A 19,201-nucleotide genomic window follows, 5' to 3' on the forward strand; every position below is an offset into this window, starting at 1 on the left:
CCGGCCTCCTTTCGGAAGCCGACCCCTATCCAAGCGAGTTACCCCGCCAAGACAGATTAGAAGCGCATGGAACCACGCAGGGAGATGGTTGTCGCGTCCAGATCGTCGCCTGTGCCGCCTACGTCATCGAATTTGTGCTGCAGCACTTCGCCGCCGACGGTGTAACGGTCTGTGACTTTATATGTGACGCCCAGACCGGCGAAGGGGCCAGTTTCATCACCAACGTCGGTGTCGGCGCGGGCTGCACCAGCTGTTGCATAAACCAGCGTGTTGCCGAAGTCGTAACCGGCTTTCAGTTTGGCGCGTGCAACGGAATCCGCGGCGACGCCTGTGTTGCCCAGGTCGATGTCGGTTTTGTCATAGTCGAGTTCACCACCCAGTACGAACTTGCCGAAGTCATAGTCGTAACCGGCGTGGAAACCGTAGGACGTGTCGTCACCGTCAAGGGTGCCGCTGTCGCTGTCGATGTCGGTTTGACCAACCTGAAGACCGGTGTAGAAGCCTGTCCAGTCGCCATCAACGGCCACGGGTGTCGGCGCAGGTGTGAAAACCGGTGCTTCAACTGTGGTGTCTTCCAGCGAACCGGCTGCTGCTGCACCCGCGAAGGCGCTGGATGCGATCAGGGCGATGCTGGCGATTGTTGTCGTGCGTTTCATGTTCTGCTCCTTAAATACAGGTGACCTGCGATCCTCGCCGCAGGGTCACTCACGCAACGCCTCATCTAGTATTGGGTTTCAGGTTTTTCACATCACAGATTTGCGATGCGCTGATTGTCGCACATTTGCAACATACCCTCGGCCAACCGCCGCTTAAGTTATGTATCAAGTTTGTTTCTGGCTTGGGGCTTAGCGCTAATTATATAGCTACATCAGATACTTGCTGCCGCAATACGGATAATTAAGCCCCAGCCACGGTCTCCTAAACGCAAAAAGCCTGCGTGGATCGGCCCTGCACCGACGGTAGGATTGCAAGCAGGATCCGTCTTTCACAGCCACCACCTCAAAAACCACACTGAAATCATTCCTCGACGCCTGACACCGACCAAGGCTTGCTGTCAAAGGTGAACGGGTTATTTGCCTCTATTGTCAGCAAGAAGGAGCAGACCCCACCCCATGTCTTGGATCACCACCCATCTAGAGATCGTCATCATCGTGATCCTGACGCTGCTGGCGGCAATCGTGATTTTGCAACAGCGCCGCACGCCGCAATCGACGGCGGCTTGGCTTTTGTTCATCATCGCACTGCCATGGGTGGCGGTGCCGCTGTTTCTGGGGCTGGGCTTTCGCAAACAATCTTCGCGCTACGCCCCGGTGCATTTCCTCAAAGGGGAAACCGGAGGGCCGCCGCCCCGTCCGGTGCATACGCTGGACGCGACGATGCAGTATTTCGGCCTGCCCGCCGCCGCCCATGGGCAAGACCTGCGGCTCTTGGGGGATCCGACGGCGGCGCATGAAACCGTGATGGCTCTGATCCAAGGGGCCGAGAAACGGATCGACGCGCTTTTCTACATCGTTGCCAATGATGACACCGGGCACATCTTTGTCGACGCGCTGACCGAACGCGCCAAGGCCGGTGTCAAAGTTCGGTTGCTGATGGACCGCTTGGGCACCCTGCGCGGCCCCGCTGCCGCGCTGCGTCGTTTACGTGCGGCGGGGGGTGACGTGCGCTTTTATTCACCGCTGTTGCAGGTGCCGGGCTCTGGCCATCTGAACCTGCGCAACCACCGCAAAATGATCATCGCGGATGATGCGCGGGTCTTTTCGGGCGGCATGAATATCGGCGCGCACTACCTCGGCCCCAAAGCGCGTGAGGACGGCTGGACCGATCTTGCCTTCTTGCTTGAGGGGCGCGCGGTGCAGAGTTTCGGCGATGTTTTCCGTTCGGATTGGGGCGTGGCCAGCGGGGAGGCTTTGGACCCTGCCCCATCGGTCGCGGCGCATACGGGCGGGACCGCCACGGTGCAATTGGTTCCTTCCGGCCCCGATATCACCGAGGACCCGCTGCACGACGGTCTGATCCGCGCGCTCCATTTGGCTGAGGCGCGGATTTGGCTCGTGACCCCCTATTTCGTGCCGACCGAAGCGCTTGGTGCGGCTTTGACCACCGCAGCCCGCCGCGGTGTGGATGTGCGGGTGCTGGTGCCTGAACGCTCCAACCAACGGCTGGCGGATTTTGCCCGCGGTGCCTACCTGCGCGACCTGCACGAAGCTGGCGGCCATGTGCTGTATTACCAACCCGGGATGATCCACGCCAAAGCCGGGATCATCGACGATATGGGGCTTGTGGGCACCGCTAATTTCGACGTGCGCAGTATGTTGCTAAACTTTGAGGTGACACTTTTTGTCTATGATGCGGGGTCGGTCGCAAAGCTGTATGACTGGTATGAACATCTCTCTGAACACTGCGCCATGGAGAAGCCTCCGACGGGGATGATCCGCAAGGTGGCCGAGGGGCTGTTTCGTTTGGGAGCGCCTGTTCTATGATCCCCGCCGTCGCCCCCCAATCGCTGCGCATCGTCAGCTATAACATCCGCAAGGCCCTGGGCACAGATAGACGCCGCGATCCGGAGCGGATCATGCGGATCATCCGCAGCCTGCATGCAGATGTGGTGGTGCTGCAAGAAGCCGACCGCCGCCGCGCCCCGCGCCCCTCTGCCCTGCCGCTGGATCGGGTCGAAGAGGTCACGGGCATGCGCCCCGTGCCGACGCCAAGCGATGTCAGCATCGGTTGGCACGGCAATGCCGTTTTGGTGCGCCCCTCTGCCAAGATTGATCAGGTGGCGCATCTGACCCTGCCGGGGGTCGAGCCGCGCGGTGCCATGGTGGCCGACCTGCACATCGGCGCGCGTCAATTGCGGGTCATCGCCTCGCATCTTGGCCTGCTGCGCCCCTCCCGCAAGGAACAGTTAAGCGCCATGATCGCTCACCTTGATGCCTGCGCCGCCTGCCCCACGTTGATCGCGGGCGATCTGAACGAATGGTCGCAAAAGGTCGGACTGGGGCGATTGGCGAAACGTTTTACGATCCATGCACCGGGCAAAAGCTATCACGCCCGGATGCCCGTGGCTTTTCTTGATCGCATGGCGTTGGATCAGCATCTGACAGTGCGCCAAGGTGGCGTGGTCGAGACCTCGCAGACCCGCCGCGCGTCAGACCATTTGCCGATCTGGCTCGACGTGGCGCACCGCTAGAGCGGGTCACCCCGTAGCCCAAGCCAGTTCGCCCACCATCATGTTGCAAGCCTGCTGTGGGTTGGAAAAGGCGACCTGCATATCAAAGGCCATGCGCACATCCGTTCGCGCCTTAGCAATCGCCGCATCCGTCGCCCCAAGCCGCCTTGCCGTGGCGATATTCTGGTTCGCGTCGTGCCGCAATTTGCGCACGCTCTCATAGCCGCCCGCAAAGCCTGCACATTGTTTGGCGGTCAATTCCGCCGCCGCCGCCCGCCGCGCCGCGGCTTCCATGGGTGAGGCCGGAGGTTCGACACAGGCCGCCAGCGATCCGGTGAGAAATCCCAATATAACAAGACGTTTCATCAAATTCTCCCTTTCACATCCTTGATAGGGAGGGACTGGTTTAATTTTGGTTAACGGCTGTTTTGCCTTACGGCCAAGGCCTGGCGGTGGGGCCCATCAGACCGCGCTTGACCCCGGATGTCGTCTTGGCGCGCCGACGCAAGCGACAGCGCCAAGCGCGCCCGGCCTCCAGCAGCCGCAGTCATCCGACCCAGCCGCCTTTCAATACATAGTTAACCCTGCGCGGTTAAGAAATCTCTCCAAGGCCTAGCAGACCTAGCCCAAAGCATATGCCCGAGACCCACCTGCTCAGATTGACGCAAAAGTTGCCTGATGAAAGCCTAGTGCAGGACAAATTGAGAGTAAGTCATGATATTCTTTAGATTATTCTGCGCGAGCGCCAAGGCCGTTCTGGGGGCATTCTTTTGGCTTTGTTTTTCGACCATGGTGCTTTCGCACGGCGCATGGCTGGGCGGCGGCGGCGTTTCGCTGACCGATGCAAGCCGTCAGCAGATCGCGGACCGGGTCGCGGCGGGGCTGCCGCCAATTTCAGCCGGTGATAACATCGCCATCATTGCCAACTTTCCCGTCATAGCCGAAGGCACGCTTGATGGTCCGGGCGGCTATGCCACGTTGTATGTGCCCGCCGGGACCGAAGTCGCATCCGCCTATATAACTGATGCTACAGGCGCGGCCCGCGACGCCCGCCCGGCGCGTGCCTCGACGGGGTCTGGCGTGTCTAAGGGTTGGGGTCCGAAGGGCCAGCAAGCGTTTGATATCTCTCCCAACGGCTGGGCTCCCTCTGACACGGCGCAGTGCCAAGCAGCGGGGTTTTCCATCGCCAATTGCAATGCCGGGCTGGCCTATATCTATGGCGATACTGGTATTTTCTACTCAACCCGTCCGGATACTGCATTGTTCGCAAACGGGTCGGATATTGCCACTTTAGAAAACGGGTACCTCGTCAATCCTACGAATGGCAGTCCTTGGAGCAGCGTTGGCGGGACCGGCACCGCCCGCGTTCACAACAAATGGGACGCGGTTCAGATCAACGCCTTCGGTTCTGGGGGGACAATCGACCCAAACGGTTTCTCAACACAAGAAGAAACCACGATCACGGGCGGTCGGGGGGCGACACCCTTTCGCGCGGGCAGCCCCGTGGCAGGCCCGGATTCAGGATCCGATTGGGATCGCTACGGCACCACCGGCCCTTGGAACCGGATCAGCTATCCCGGTTCCTGCGAAGCGGATGATCCGCTGCTCGCGGGGCCAGACGGGCCAGCCACTGGCGCCGGTTCCGTTTTTCCCGAAACGCTGGACCCGGGCGTTAATTCTTTCGAAGTCTGCACCGAAACGACCGCGGGGTTTAACCTGAATAGCAGCGCCGCGTCGGTTTTGCCGAGCGGCACAAACGCAGTGCGCTACGCCTTCGGCGGGATCGCGCAGGGAGAGACTTTTTACGCCGTCATGGAAGTAAAAGTCAGCGACCCGGCTAACATTGGATATTTCAATGCCGAAGGTCATGGCGGAGACTCCGCCGAAGGTGCCTCTGCCGGGAACGACAACCCGTGGCGCTACTGGGTCGCCGGAACCTCAGCCGTCTCACCTGCGGGGCCTGAAGACCTTTTCGTGTCGATCTCCATTACAGCGGTGAACGGCACCCCGTATTCGGGGGGCGACGTTCCGCAGGGCGCCACGCTGACCTACCGCGTCAGCTATGTGAATACGTCGCTTAGCCCTATGACCAATGTGCAAACCTCGGTGACCCTGCCGCCGGAAATTTCGGGTACGACGAACTTTCAGGTCATCTCGGGCGAAGACATCCGCCCTGCGACCACCCCGACAAACGGCACTTTCCCGCTCCTTCCGATGACCAGCTTGAACGGCCTTGGAAGCGGCGCCATCGAGTTTGATGCCTATGTCTCTACCGCGGCGGGAGGCAGCATCACTGCCGATGCGGCGAATTCCAGCAATGAAGGCGGTGCCGATACCGACAGCGTCAGCGTTAACGTCACCGCCGTGCCAGCCGATACGCTTCCAACCTGTTCTGGAACCCGTTTTTCAATCGTTGATTGGACATCAGACAGCCCTGCAGCCCTCGGCGCGACATCTACTTTCACCCGCTACGGTGTCGGCGGTTCACTCACTGCAACTGCAAACGCTGATGCCAGAATTGGCCGCGCAGCCGCGATCGGAAACGCAAATGAACTCTACTCTGCCGGGTATGGCGGCAATCCCGTGTTCACACAGCAATATGCCACCTTGAATATCAATTTTGACACCCCCATGGACTCCGTCCTTTTCTACATCACGAGTTTGGAATTTGACGAATCCGTAGCGATCTATGGCGAACGCAATGGCGTGCGCGTGCAACCTGCCATCGCTGACGGCCCGCTTTCGGCCTCCATGTTTCGCCGAGCCAATGCGGATGGTTCTGTCTTGGCAGAGCGCGACAGCACATTCTCGACAGCGGCCCTACCCGAGAATTTCGCCGTGGAAGTCGGTTTTGGCGCCCCGGTTGATCGGATCGTGATCGATCATGGCACCCGCAAAAACAACAACGCAAATTTCGCCGGATCTCTGCAACTGACCGACATCCAAGCCTGTGCCGACTTTACCGACGCCCCGTCGATTTATGGGGATGCACTCCATACGATGGGGTCAGAGCCCAAGGTCTATCTGGGCGATGCTTTGACAAGCGATGCAGGGCCAGGGAACGCCGATGATGCGGGGTCGGACGATGACGATGGCATAACGATTCCCCCGCTCATCCAAGGATTTATCGCAACGCTTGAAGCACGTGTCCAAGGCGACGGTGGTTTTTTGACCGCTTGGATCGACTATGACGGCAACGATGTCATGGCCCTTGCAACCGCCGAAGAAATCGCGCGCGATTTGCAGGATGATGGCACCGGCGGGGATCAGGTCGCGGGCGATGGCCTGATCCAATTTGACGTGATTGTCCCGGGTGACGCAGTACTAGACCAGACCTTTGCCCGCTTTCGGTGGTCTACAACTCCGGTCGTCGGCGTGGCCGATGTCTCATTGGATGGGGAGGTCGAAGACTACCCGATCAATATCGCCGCGGCCCCTCTGGTCGATCGCGGTGATGCTCCGGCAAGCTATGGCGACCCTTTGCACATCATCGCTGAAACCGGGATCGCGGGAACCTACTTAGGAGCCCTCCCTCCTGACCCCGAGGCTGCCTCTCAAGCAAGTGCCGATGCTTTGGGCGACGACCTTGACGGTAATGACGACGAAGACGGAGTCACTCTCCCCCAGCTTTTTGCTGGCGGCACGACTGAAATAACCGTTTTCGTAAACGAGGTGACCGGCGGGGTCGGCGGTTTGACAGGCGGCGTGGCCTATCTTCAGGCGTGGATCGACTTTAACGGCAACGGGCTTTTCGACGCCACTGAGCAGATCGCCTCTGATCTGCAAGACGGCAGCGCTTCGGATAAAGATGGCACGCTGAATGGCGAGATCCGATTTGATGTGAACGTGCCCGGAAGCTCCGTGCTCACGCCGACATTCGCGCGGTTCAGATGGTCAACCACCGAAGGCGTTGTGCCCCTCGCACTTGACGGAGAGGTTGAGGACTACAGGCTGACAGTTTCCGGCGATGTTCCTCCGGTCTCCTGCGACAGTGGCCTATACCTGCTGTCTGACGATCCAACACAGTTACGCAAGCTGCGCTTTACCGACACCGGGTCGGGCTACTCCATGTCATCGCAACCCCTCGGGACAGCGCCGCGCCGGATAGAAGCCGGCTGGGGATACAACGAACTTGATGGCTATATCTATGGCGTCCGCCCCGGCAAAGATGAGCTGTGGCGCGTGGACGGCACCGGGAACTTTATCGAAATGCCTTCATTCCCAAACAGCGCCGAACGGGCCGAAGATGCGGGTGATATCTTGCCCAACGGTACACTGGTCTACGAAGCAGACAACGTCACCTGGCAGTTGTTGGATTTGACCGACCCCAACACCCCCATTGATGCCGGGCAATTGACCCTTTCCCAAGCCGTCATGGTGTCCGATTTCGCCGTAAATCCATTGGACGGATTCATCTACGGCATCAACGAAGACACCGGCAGCCTGTTTCGCGTGTTCGCGAACAATGGTCTCGCCGGTTTCACCACGGTGGTGGAATTTGGGCCCAGTGTCTACACGGGCATCTGGTCTGCGGTTTTCTTTGACGAGAACGGTCAGATGTATGCCTACGAGGAGGTATCGAACTCAATCTACCTAATCGATACGTCGACCGGCAATCGATTAAGACTGGCAACGGGCACGGATGAGGGCGGTTTCAGCGATGGCACTTCGTGCCGCGGCGGGACACCTTTCGTACTGTCCGGTCTGGGTGGCAATATCTATATCGATCAAGACGGTTCCGACATAAAAGACGGCGCGGAAGAGAACTTGGCGGGCGGTATCCGAGTGGATTTATACTCCGATAACGCAACGCCGAATGATCTGGACGATGACAGCTTCATCCGGACCGTCGATACTGAGCCTGACGGAACATATGCCTTTGTCGGCTTGCCTGCGGGCACCACCTACCGGGTAGAGGTCGATGTGAATGACGCAGACCTCCCCCCCGGCGCGCAGATCGGAACCTCAAACCCCCTCGTTGGTGTAAAGGCCGATTCCGGTGCCTTTACAGTGGCCTACGACTTTGGTTTCGATCCGCAGTTTTCTGACCTCTCAATCACCAAAGAGGCCTATCAAGCGGGCACCACCTCTCCCGTCACAACCGCTGTCGAAGGCGACATCATCGACTGGGTGATCAGCGTGACAAACGACGGCCCCGGCTCGCCTTCGGGAGTCAAGGTGATTGAAAGCATCCCCGCAGGTTTCGCCTATATCAGCGACACGGCCCCTCCGACTAGGGATTACTTCGACCCAAGTACAGGGCTTTGGTTTGTCGATGAAATCCTGCCGGGTGCGACTGAGACTCTTACCATACGTGTCCGGGTCACGGCGGGTGGCAACTATACAAACGTCGTCGAGATCGTGAGCAGTTCCCTACCCGACCTCGACAGTGATCCAGCTGTTGGTCTCGCCCAAGATGACTTGCAGGACGGGATTGCCGACGACGACGAAGCCAGCGTCACGATCGCTCTTGCAACCTCGGGCGGTGAAATTTCAGGCCAGCTGATCCGGGATGATGGGCGCGGCGGGGTCGCGCATGATGGCTCTGCCACGGGCGATGAGGTGGGCACGAATGCAGGCACCATTCAGCTGCTGGACGATGCCGGTGCGCTTCTGGCAAGCCCGCAGGTCGGCGCCGATGGACGATGGTCCTATCGGCTCGCGCCGAACTACACCGGCAGCCTGACCGTCTCCACGGTGCCCGCCGAAGGGTGGAGAGCGATTTCTGAGCGACCGGGCTCATTGCCGGGCTTGGTAAACAGCGATCCACATGATGGCTCGTTCAGCTTCACCCCTTCGCCAGAGACCGATTACAGCGGACTTACCTTAGGCATTATTCCACTTCCCACTTTGAGTGAGGACCGTGACGCGCACATCGGAGCGGGCCAAATCGCCCTTTTGCCGCATCTCTATCGAGCCAATTCATCTGGCATCACCACTTTTACCGTAGAGAACATTTCCGAGCCTGCGGTCGGTGCATTCTCGGTTGCACTCTTTATCGACAACGATTGCGATGGCGCGCCCGACACCCCGCTGACCGTGCCAATTTCCGTTCAAGCGGGGGATGAACTCTGCCTGATTTCGAGGGTCTCGGCGGGTGGCGGCCTGCCTCCGGGCAGCGCTTTGACTTACGAGGTGCAAGCCGCCACGGACTTTTCCGGAACCACTGCTTCGCACATTACAACCGATACGGATCGCGTCACGGTTGAAGTCGGTGGCAGTCAGCTCGTTTTGGTGAAAACCGTCCAGAATGAAACGCAAGGCACGGGCGAAGGCTATTCAAATCAAGCCTCGCCCGGGGATGTACTGGTTTACCGCATCACTGTGGTGAACCCGAGCCAGCGCATTGCATCCGCCATCGTCATTTACGACCGAACGCCGCCCTATACACAATTGGCAGAGGCTGTAGCCACGCCGCAAACCGTGAGCCCCTCGCTGATCTGCGATTTGGCAAACCCAAGCGACAACCTGCCGGGATATGAAGGCCCCCTGCGGTGGGATTGCAGCGGGACGCATGCCGCAGGCGCCGAAGGGAGCGTGTTTTTCAAGGTTCGCGTGACACCTTGATCGGAACTGCTGTTCAGACAGTTGGCGCAGACAGTGGGATTTTGATCTTTACGATCAACCCCTTGTCTTGCGGCACCAGTTCGGCTTGGCCGCCGTGCCGGCGCAGGACATCTTTAACAATCGCAAGACCGAGACCACTGCCCGGCCCTTCGCTTAGTTGGCCAAACCTCTCGAACGCGGCCTCGGCACTGCCTTCGGGAATGCCGGTGCCGTCATCTTCTACAGCCAAAACTGCAAATCGCCCCTCTACCATGGTGCTGACGCGGATCGCGGTGAGGCTGCCGCCGCCATGGGTCAGCGCGTTTTCAAGCAAATTGGTGATCGCTTCGGCGAGCAGCACAGTGTCGCCCGCAACGTGGACCGGCGTGGTGCAAGGTTCAAAGCCAAAGCCGATGTCCCGCGACAGGACGGTGGGAGCAAAGTCACTGCACACTTCGGCAACGACAGCGTTGAGCTCAAGCCGGTCGAATGCAGGGGCATCGTCGTAGCGCAACCGTTCAAGAGACAGCAACTGGTTGGCCAGCCGCGCCGATTTGCGGGCCGCAGCAATCAATTCGCGTTCTCTCAATCGACGCTCTTGCGGGTCGCTGACATCTGGCAAAACCTCGGCCAATGACAACAGTGCAGAGGTGGGGTTGCGCAGTTGATGCGCGGCGTTGGAGATAAATACCTGATGGTCCTCGATGCTCTGGCGTACCTGCCCGAAAAGCCGGTTCAAGGTGGCGACGATACCAAATACCTCAGCCGGGACCGGGCGGCGGATGTCGCGCAGGTCATCGGGGGATCGGTGTTGGATCGCATCTTGCAAATCGTTCAAGGGGCGCAGGCCGATCTTCACCCCGAACCAGACCACCAAAGCAAGGGCCGCCATCAGACTGGCGATCAAGGCCGCCGCGCGGCGCGCCAATGCGGCGGCGAAGGCATTGCGATCACTGTCTCTCTGCCAGACGGTGACGATCGTATCGCCCGTCAGGTTGCCGATGGTCGTACTCTCTCGCATCCGCAAAACCCGCACCGGCTCGCCCCGATATTCAGCCATCGTGTAGTTCAGCCGATCCTCGCCCGCCCGACCGCCAGAGACGGGGGGATAGGCATAGCCGGTGATGTAGATGCCACCTGGGCCCGTGACATGGTAAAAAAGCTCACCGCCCCCGGCGTCCGAGACGAAATCCCGCGTGCTGGGGGAAAGCGCATCCCCGCCAGAAATAGCCACATCGCGGGAGATCGCCAAAGCTGCGGCCAACAGGCTGCGGTCGAACAGGGTTTCAGAAGTGCGCTGCGCCACTTCGAAGCGCCAAAACCCAAGAACGATCGAAAGCAACAGCAGCGGCGGCAGGATCAGCATGAACAGCCGCGAGCGCAGCGACATCGAGGTCATGCGCTATCGACCTCCAGCATGTAGCCCAGGCCGCGTGCCGCTTTAATGCGGATCCCGAAGGGCTCTAACCGTTTGCGAAGACGGGAGACATGCGGCTCGATGGCGCTGTCTTCCTGCGCGGCCCCGGTGCCATAGACATGGGTGATCAGTTGGGATTTCGAGACGATCCGCCCGCGCCTTTCGAGAAGGCATTCAAGCGTCGCCAGTTCTTTACGAGGAAAAGCCAAGGGCTGTTCCTCCTTCAACAACTGGCGGTTGGTTCGGTCAAAGACCAAGGGGCCAATCGCGTCGCGGGCGGCGAACTCAAGGTTCTTGCGCCGCGCCATAGCCCGCAGTCGCGCCTCTAGCTCATCCATCTCGAAGGGCTTGGTCAGGTAATCATCGGCACCGGCATCCAGCCCTGCTACTCGCTCTGAAGTCTCCGCCCGCGCGGTCAGCAGGATCACCGGCGTGCCATCGCCACGGCGGCGCAGGCGGCTCAGAACCTCCAGCCCATCACAGCCGGGCAAGTTGCAATCAAGTACGATCAGGTCGGCCCCTTCGTGCCTCAGAAAGGCATCCGCGTCTTCCCCATCGTGCAGCAGATCCACCGCATGGCCGCGATCGCGCAGGCGATGGGCAATTCCTTGGGCAAGGGCCTCATTGTCTTCGATGACTGCTATGCGCATGATTAAAACTTAATCCTAATGCGCAAGTTTCGCGCAAGGTTGGAAAGGCAGAGTGCCCGTGTTGGAGGAGGGATTCGTTCCCTAAAACAAATCCGAACGACGGCAGACGTGAAAGTCTGACCGCTACAGAATGTCTACGGGAGGACACCTATGACTATCAAGTATTTCGCGGCAACCGCTGCATCCGCCGCCTGCCTCGCCGCCCCGGCGCTGGCCGAGGTCGATTTTGCAGGCAAGACAATCGAGTGGGTCATCCCCTTCTCGGAAACCGGCGGCTCGGCCAAATGGGCCAACTTCTTTGCGCCGCTTTTGTCCGAAGAACTGCCCGGCAACCCCACCGTTGTCGTCAAGTTCATGCCGGGTGCGGGTTCAACCAAAGGCGCCAACTGGTTCCAAGAGCAAGAGCATGACGAGGGCACGGTCCTTTTCGGCACCTCCGGCTCGACCCAGTTCCCCTATCTGCTGGACGATCCGCGCGTGCGGTATGAGTACAGCGACTGGAACCCAGTCATGGCGTCGGGCACCGGCGGGGTCGCCTATCTGAACCCCACAGACGGTGAGAAATTCGACGGCACCGCCAATAACCTCAAAGACGTCAACTTCATCTACGGCTCGCAGGGGGCCACGCGCCTTGACCTCGTGCCGCTGCTGGCATGGGAAATGCTGGGGATGAATGTCGAGCCAGTTTTCGGCATCAAGGGACGCGGCGATGGCCGTCTGATGTTTGAGCGCGGCGAGGCCACGATCGACTACCAAACCTCGTCGAGCTACCTCGGGGCCTCTGCGGATCTCGTCGAAAAAGGTCAGGCCGTGCCAATGATGACATGGGGCGCACTTGACGAAGACGGCGACATCGTTCGCGACCCCACTTTCCCCGACATCCCGACTTTCAAGGAAGTTTGCGAAGCCACCGAAGGCTGCGCCACCGAAGGTGAGGCTTGGGACGCATGGAAAGCCTTCTTTATCGCAGGTTTCCCTGTGCAAAAAATTGCCTTCCTGCCCGCAGGCACACCCGACGATGTGATCGCGACCTACACGGCGGCCTTTGACGCGGTGCGCAACCGCGACGACTTTGCCCAGATTGCCGAGAAGCGCGTCGGGGAATACCCCGTCTTCGTAGGTGAAGGCGCAGCCAAGGCAACACAGCGTGGCACGACCGTCTCTGCAGAGGCGAAAGCCTTCGTCACCAACTGGCTGCAAGAAGCCTATGGCGTTTCGCTGAAGTAAGCGGAACCCTCTCGGCCCCGGGTCAATCCCGGGGCCACCCCCCTTTATTCTAACATTTCGAGGTCGGTGCGATGGATCTGTTCGCAACCGCTCTGCCTGCGCTTGGCCAGGCATGGGCTCTCATTCTGCAACCTATGGTTCTGGGATATCTGGTGCTGGGCGTGGTCATGGGCCTCGCTGTCGGGGTCTTTCCCGGCCTCGGCGGGATCGCGGGGCTGTCGCTGCTTTTGCCTTTCATGTTCGGCATGGACCCTGTGCTGGGTCTGGCGCTGATGATCGGCATGGTCGCGGTGGTGCCAACCTCTGACACCTTTGCCTCGGTCTTGATGGGCATCCCCGGGTCTTCGGCCAGCCAAGCCACGGTGCTCGATGGCTTTCCGATGGCCAAAAAGGGACAAGCCGCGCGGGCGCTTTCGGCGGCATTCACCTCATCGCTCTTCGGCGGGCTGGTCGGCGCGGCTTTCCTGACGTTGTTCATCGTTGTTGCGCGGCCCATCGTCCTGTCGTTCGGCCTGCCCGAGATGCTGATGATCTCGATCCTCGGCCTGTCGATGGTGGCGGTGCTGGCGGGGCGCGTAGCGCTTAAAGGTCTGGCGGCCGCGGGGCTTGGTCTGCTGATCGGCACCATCGGCGAGGCTGACGCGGGCGGCTCCCTGCGGATGGCAACCTATGACATCCCCTACCTAACGGACGGCTTGAAACTGGTGATCGTGGGCCTTGGCATTTTTGCCGTGCCCGAGATCGTATCGCTTTTGCGCCAAGACCGGGCGATTTCCAAAGAAGCCAAACTCGGCGCGGGCTGGGGCGAAGGCGTGCGGGACTGGGTTGATAACAAATGGCTCTCGGTGCGCTGCTCGCTGATCGGCGTGGTGGTTGGCGTTATTCCCGGACTTGGTGGCTCTGTCGTTGATTGGATCGCCTATGGGCACGCAGTTCAAACAACGAAGGACAAATCGAACTTCGGCAAAGGCGAAGTGCGCGGTGTGATCGGGCCGGAGAGCTCGAATAACGCGAAAGAGGGCGGCGGCTTGGTCCCTACCCTGCTCTTCGGCATTCCGGGCTCTGGCTCCATGGCGATCTTCATTGGTGCCATCGCGCTGTTGGGATCTGGCGAGATCGAAGTCGGCCCATCGATGCTGCGCGACAACCTCGACATCACCTATTCGATCGTCTGGTTGCTGGCGCTGGCCAATGTCGTCGGCACGCTTCTGTGCATCGCGGCTTCGGGCGGCATCGCGAAGCTAACCACAATCCGCTTCACCTACCTCGCACCGTTCCTCTTCATGCTGATCTCCTTCGCGGCATTTCAGTCCGGGCAGAACTTCGAAGACATCCTCGCGCTCTTCCTGATCGGGCTGATCGGCATCTTCCTGCGCCGTTTTGACTGGTCGCGCCCGGCTTTCCTCATCGGTTTCGTGCTGTCCAACCCGGTCGAGAAATTCTCGAACCAAGCGTTTCAGATCGCATCGTTTCGGTTCCGCAAATCCTTTGAGGAAGGCATGGACTATATCTTCTCTCCAATCGTCATCGTGCTGCTGATCGTCACCGTGGTCTCTGTCGTGCTGGGCCTGCGTCAGGCCAAGTCGATCATGGCCGAAGGCGACGTTCAGTCAGGATCCAAACGCGCACCGTTGGTCTTTTTGCTGATCATCATGGGCTACGTCGTGGCCGCGCTGATCAATGCCTCGCTGATCCCTGACTACAACATGACCGATAAGATCGTGCCGCTGGTTGTGGGGGGCATCGCCTTGGCCGCGCTGCTGATCCTGCTGGTGCAGATGATCCTGCGCCGCGAAAGCGATGCGATCTTTGCCGACAAGGAAGTCTCGGGCGAGGACGCGGATGCGCCCTACGGGTTGTGGGGCACGCTGGCTTGGTTCGTGGGGCTGATCATCGCCACCTACTTCGTCGGCTTCATCCTCGCACTCTTGGGCTTTTTGGTCAGCTTCCTGCGGGTCCGGGCACAAGCACGTTGGCCGAAAACCCTGATCCTGACCGCCTGCGGCATCGCGCTGATGTGCGTCATGGCCGGTGCGCTTAACCGTGATTTCCCACCCGGTCTGCTGCAAGGCGCAGTCGATCTGCCGTGGCCGCTGAACTGAGGAGCTTAGAGATGACACAAACTGCTATCCCCTATCTCTTCATGCGCGGCGGCACCTCGCGGGGGCCATACTTCAACCGCGCGGATCTGCCGGAAGACCGCGAAACGCTGGCCGAAGTGCTACTCGCCGTGGTGGGCTCTGGCCATCCGCTCAACATCGACGGCATCGGCGGCGGCGCGGCGGTCACCACCAAGGTCGCGATGCTTTCGCCTTCGGACGACGCTTGGGCCGATGTGGACTATTTCTTTGCCCAAGTCTCGGTCGAGGATCGGCTGGTCGATTTCAAACCGACCTGCGGAAACATCCTGTCGGGTGTCGGTCCTGCGGCGGTGGAATTGGGCCTCGTCCAACCCACCGGCGATGTGACCGATGTCAAAATCTACGCCGTCAACACCGGGGCCAAGGTGCTCTCCAAAGTGCTGACCCCCGGCGGTGTGCTCACTTATGACGGCGACACCGAGATCGCGGGCGTGCCCGGAGCCGGTGCCGCCGTGGCGCTAAACTTCATGGGTGTCGTCGGCTCTTCGACCGGGGCGTTTTTGCCCACGGGCAACATCCGCGATACCTTCGACGGAATCGAAGTGACCTGCATGGATGTCGCCATGCCGATGGTCATTGCCCGCGCGGCGGACTTTGGTCTGACGGGGTATGAAAGCGTCGCCGAACTCGACGCGAACAAAGATTTCTTCGCGCGGATGGAGGCCATTCGCCTTCAGGCCGGGGCCGCTATGGGCATGGGGGATGTGGCAAAATCCGTTACGCCCAAGTTCGGCTTGCTGGCCCCCGCCCGCGAAGGCGGTACCATCGCGACGCGCTATTTCATGCCGTGGAACACGCACCCCTCCATGGCGGTGACCGGGGCGCAATGCCTAGCGTCCTGCGCGCTCACGCCCGGCAGTGTGGCCGATGGCCTGTTGGAACGCCCCATTCAAAGCCCCGCCGACGTTGTGCTCGAACATGCCTCTGGCACGATTGACGTGCTGGTGGATTACGACACGTCCGACGGCTTCGCGCTGAACTCTGCTGGTCTGCTGCGGACGGCGCGCAAGCTGGCGGATGGCTGTGTCTTTGTCCCCTCGCGCATTTGGGAGGGTCGCTGACATGCCCGTGATGAACCTTCTTGTCGCCTTCAACGGCTCCGACGCCTCCGTCGCCGCGCTGCGCTATGCCGCTTCTCTCGCCAAACAGCGCGGCGCACATGTGACGGCGATCCTTGCGCATACCGCGCATGAGGTGATCGACCGTCGTTCCCGTTGGATCCCTGAAGAGGCCCGTGCCCTGTTGGAGGCAGCCAATAGCGAAATCTTGGCCGAGGTCATCCGCCGGTTCGAAGAACTCCGCCCCGCCCTCGGTCTGGGCGACGCGCTGGATTTCCGCGAGGAGACCGGCCGCGTCGACATACTGCTTTCCGAAGGCGCGCGGTACTACGACATGCTGATCGTCGGTGCCCGTACCGAGAGTGATGACGCCCATGTGACCCACCACCCGGACCGCATCGCCTTGCAATCTGGGCGTCCTGTGATCGTGGTGCCCGCGGGCTATGACGCAGGCGCGCAGCACAGCCACGCGGCGCTGGCATGGGACGGCGGGCGCGCCGCCGCGCGGGCGCTGTCGGACAGCTTGCGCTTGCTTGAGGCCGATGGCCGGGTCAGCGTGTTGACGGTGGGCAAACGCACCGCTTGGCCGATCGCCGATCTGATGACCCATCTCGACCGCCACGGCGTCGAAGCGGTGCATGAGAACTTTCCCACCACCCATCCGGTGGCGCAGACTCTGCTGTCCTATTGCGAGCGCCATGATCCCTCGCTGCTGGTGCTGGGTGCCTATGAGCACTCCAAATTTCGCGAAGATTTCCTTGGTGGCGTGACCGCCGAGGTGCTGGAAAAGATCAAAATCCCCGTACTGTTGTCCCATTGAGAAGCGAATGATGACCAATTACGAGAAAATCCACACCGCCCGCCGTGATCTGGAAAAACTGCGCGCCGAGTTGATTGCCAGCATCGGCACGCAGAAGGACCGCGACCCCGATCTGCTGATCCTACATGAGCGGGTGAGCAAAGCGATCAACGCGCTGTCCGCATAGGTGTAGGGATGAAGGTTCATATCCTCGACGACTGGTTCGACACCCTGCGCGGGTTGCCTTGCTTTGACCTGCTGGCGGGGCATGATGTCACCGTCTGGACGGACCATCAGCCTGACGAGGCGATCTTGGCCGACCGCTTACAGGATGCTGATTGCGTGGTGCTCTTTCGCGAGCGGACCAAGGTGACGCGGGGGTTGCTGGAGCGCTTGCCGAACCTGCGCCTGATCTCGCAACGCGGCGCCTATCCGCATGTGGATGTCGCGGCCTGCACCGATCAGGGCGTGCTGCTGTGTTCCAACAAAGGTGCGGATGGGGCCAACCATGCGGCAGCTGAACTCACCTTTGCGCTGATCCTTGCGGCCCTGCGGCAGTTGCCGCAGCAGATGGCGAGCGTAAAGGCAGGCAACTGGCAGACGGGCGTAGGGCGCAGTCTGCGCGGGCGGCGGCTGGGGCTTTATGGCTATGGGCGTATCGGACGTGTGGTGGCGGACTATGCCCGCGCCTTCGGGATGGAGGTCATCTGGTGGAGTTCCGAAGCCGGGCGCGCGCGGGCGAAAGCGGATGGTGAGACCGTCGCCGAAAGCCGCGCGACGTTTTTCGGGTCCTGCGACGTGGTGTCTCTGCATCTGCGGCTGACACCTGAGACTCGCGGCAGTGTCACCGCGGAAGACCTCAGTGCCATGTCGCCCCGCGCGGTACTGGTGAACACCTCCCGCGCCGGGCTGATTGCCGAAGGCGCGCTGCTGCAAGCGCTCAGAGCCGGGCATCTCGGCGCGGCGGCGGTGGATGTCTTTGATACCGAGCCGTTAACGGATCCCAACGACCCGCTGCTGTCACACCCCAAGCTGATCGCCACCCCGCATATCGGCTTTGTCACCGAGGATGAATTCGACAAGCAATTCGCGGATATCTTCGAACAGGTTAACGCCTATGCGGCAGGTGCACCGATCCATATGATCAACCCTTCCGTCTACGCGCCATAAGCCCCGCGACCAGCGGGGCGCCGACGATCACCAGCACGATGCGGGTCAGGTGGTGCGTGATGACAAAGCCCAAATCCGCACCGGTGACGATGGCCAGCACCGTCATCTCGGCCTGCCCGCCCGGCGCGAAGGCAAGGAACGCCTCGACCGGGTTGCCCAACCCAGCCCAAGTGACGAGCCCGGTGAAACCTGCGGCCAAGACGGCGAGCACCAGCACATAGGCGATGCCCGCCAGCACCACCCGCGTCAGCTCGCCCCATGTCACGCCCAGAAAATGCACGCCGATCCCGCAGCCGATGAAGAACTGCGCGGCAAGGATGGCCTCGGCTGGCGGGCGGCTGTGGATCAGGCCGGAAAGTGACAGGAGGGCGGTCACGATCATCGGGCCAAGGATGGACGCGCCAAAGAGACCGATTCGCTCTCCCCCCTTCCAGCCGATCAGGGCTGCGGCGGCCATCAAGGCCATCTCGCTCACCGGCAGTTCCGTTACCGGCGCGCCGATAGGATTGGTCAGCCCGGCCCCGTAAGCCAGCGTCAGGAAAGCGGGCGCGAGGGTGACGATAATCAGCACCCGCGTGGCATGGATCAACGACAGCGCCCGTGGATCGCCGCCCGCTTCGGTGCCAAAGATCACCATGTCCTGCAGGCCGCCCGGCATCGCGGCGTAATAGGCCGTCGGCGCATCAAACCCCCAAACATGCCGAAAGAACGGGACGCCGATAATCCCGATCAGCGCGATAAAGACCGGGACCAGCGCCACCGACATCGCCATTTGTGGCAGTTGGTGAAAAAGATCAGGCGTGATCGAAGCCCCAACCGCCACCCCAAGGATCGTGCGCGCCGCGACCGAGACTTGGCCGAAGCCTTTGATCGGCACGTTCGACAAAGCCGCGATAAGGCAGGCGGCCATGGGCCCGAACAGGAATGGCAGCGGCAGATCGAGCCACCAAAAGAACGCGGTACCAGCCGCGGCGAGGATCAATGTCAGCGCACGACGGCGGGTCGGTTGGGAGAGGCGCATAGG

The 19,201-nt window shown here is 60.8% G+C and carries 14 protein-coding genes; 9 read left to right on the forward strand and 5 right to left on the reverse strand.

Going from position 1 to position 19,201, the window contains the following annotated elements; genetic code table 11:
- Positions 1 to 56 precede the first annotated feature (56 nt).
- Positions 57 to 656: an outer membrane protein gene (locus tag O4H31_RS10455; RefSeq protein WP_067621921.1), complete on the reverse strand. Its 600-nt coding sequence runs from the start codon at positions 654 to 656 to the stop codon at positions 57 to 59.
- 456 nt (positions 657 to 1,112) lie between these two features.
- Between O4H31_RS10455 and O4H31_RS10460 the strand changes: the two genes are divergently transcribed.
- Together O4H31_RS10460 and O4H31_RS10465 are read left to right on the forward strand one after the other, a co-directional pair.
- Complete coding sequence (locus O4H31_RS10460) at positions 1,113 to 2,483, forward strand: phospholipase D-like domain-containing protein (protein WP_269345492.1); 1,371 nt, start codon at positions 1,113 to 1,115, stop codon at positions 2,481 to 2,483.
- A complete protein-coding gene (locus O4H31_RS10465; RefSeq protein ID WP_269345493.1) occupies positions 2,480 to 3,190 on the forward strand; it encodes an endonuclease/exonuclease/phosphatase family protein in 711 nt (236 codons plus the stop codon). The genes O4H31_RS10460 and O4H31_RS10465 overlap by 4 nt, the downstream gene beginning before the upstream one ends.
- Before the next feature lie 6 nt (positions 3,191 to 3,196).
- Here the strand turns inward: O4H31_RS10465 and O4H31_RS10470 are convergent, their stop codons facing one another.
- The gene (locus O4H31_RS10470) at positions 3,197 to 3,535 is read right to left on the reverse strand and encodes a hypothetical protein (protein ID WP_269345495.1); all 339 of its coding nucleotides are present in this window, start codon (positions 3,533 to 3,535) and stop codon (positions 3,197 to 3,199) included.
- Positions 3,536 to 3,883: 348 nt separating this feature from the next.
- On the opposite strand from O4H31_RS10470, the gene O4H31_RS10475 reads away from it, so the two are divergent.
- Complete coding sequence (locus tag O4H31_RS10475) at positions 3,884 to 9,736, forward strand: DUF11 domain-containing protein (RefSeq protein ID WP_269345497.1); 5,853 nt, start codon at positions 3,884 to 3,886, stop codon at positions 9,734 to 9,736.
- 13 nt (positions 9,737 to 9,749) lie between these two features.
- Here O4H31_RS10475 and O4H31_RS10480 read toward each other — a convergent pair whose 3' ends face one another.
- Entirely contained in the window at positions 9,750 to 11,114 is a 1,365-nt protein-coding gene (locus O4H31_RS10480; RefSeq protein WP_269345499.1) for a sensor histidine kinase, read from the reverse strand.
- Entirely contained in the window at positions 11,111 to 11,782 is a 672-nt protein-coding gene (locus O4H31_RS10485) for a response regulator transcription factor (protein WP_269345501.1), read from the reverse strand. Before O4H31_RS10485 ends, O4H31_RS10480 begins: the two co-directional genes overlap by 4 nt.
- Before the next feature lie 150 nt (positions 11,783 to 11,932).
- Between O4H31_RS10485 and O4H31_RS10490 the strand changes: the two genes are divergently transcribed.
- The 6 genes from O4H31_RS10490 (at position 11,933) to O4H31_RS10515 (ending at position 18,177) form a co-directional block, all read left to right on the forward strand.
- Positions 11,933 to 13,009 carry a tricarboxylate transporter gene (locus O4H31_RS10490; RefSeq protein WP_269345503.1) on the forward strand — a complete coding sequence of 359 codons (1,077 nt, stop codon included), beginning with the start codon at positions 11,933 to 11,935 and terminating at the stop codon, positions 13,007 to 13,009.
- Between the two features lie 71 nt (positions 13,010 to 13,080).
- Positions 13,081 to 15,111: a tripartite tricarboxylate transporter permease gene (locus O4H31_RS10495; protein ID WP_269345504.1), complete on the forward strand. Its 2,031-nt coding sequence runs from the start codon at positions 13,081 to 13,083 to the stop codon at positions 15,109 to 15,111.
- 11 nt (positions 15,112 to 15,122) lie between these two features.
- Positions 15,123 to 16,211, forward strand: a complete 1,089-nt coding sequence (locus O4H31_RS10500) for a 4-oxalomesaconate tautomerase (RefSeq protein ID WP_269345506.1) — start codon at positions 15,123 to 15,125, stop codon at positions 16,209 to 16,211.
- 1 nt (position 16,212) lies between these two features.
- Positions 16,213 to 17,028: a universal stress protein gene (locus O4H31_RS10505; RefSeq protein ID WP_269345508.1), complete on the forward strand. Its 816-nt coding sequence runs from the start codon at positions 16,213 to 16,215 to the stop codon at positions 17,026 to 17,028.
- 7 nt (positions 17,029 to 17,035) lie between these two features.
- Positions 17,036 to 17,194: a hypothetical protein gene (locus tag O4H31_RS10510; protein WP_269345510.1), complete on the forward strand. Its 159-nt coding sequence runs from the start codon at positions 17,036 to 17,038 to the stop codon at positions 17,192 to 17,194.
- Positions 17,195 to 17,202: 8 nt separating this feature from the next.
- The gene (locus O4H31_RS10515) at positions 17,203 to 18,177 is read left to right on the forward strand and encodes a D-2-hydroxyacid dehydrogenase family protein (protein ID WP_269345512.1); all 975 of its coding nucleotides are present in this window, start codon (positions 17,203 to 17,205) and stop codon (positions 18,175 to 18,177) included.
- Here the strand turns inward: O4H31_RS10515 and O4H31_RS10520 are convergent.
- A complete protein-coding gene (locus tag O4H31_RS10520) occupies positions 18,152 to 19,198 on the reverse strand; it encodes an AbrB family transcriptional regulator (RefSeq protein WP_269345514.1) in 1,047 nt (348 codons plus the stop codon). The two genes, O4H31_RS10515 and O4H31_RS10520, sit on opposite strands and share 26 nt — an antisense overlap.
- Positions 19,199 to 19,201: the final 3 nt, after the last annotated feature.

The organism is Sulfitobacter dubius (assembly GCF_027214245.1).
Lineage (GTDB): Bacteria > Pseudomonadota > Alphaproteobacteria > Rhodobacterales > Rhodobacteraceae > Sulfitobacter > Sulfitobacter dubius_A.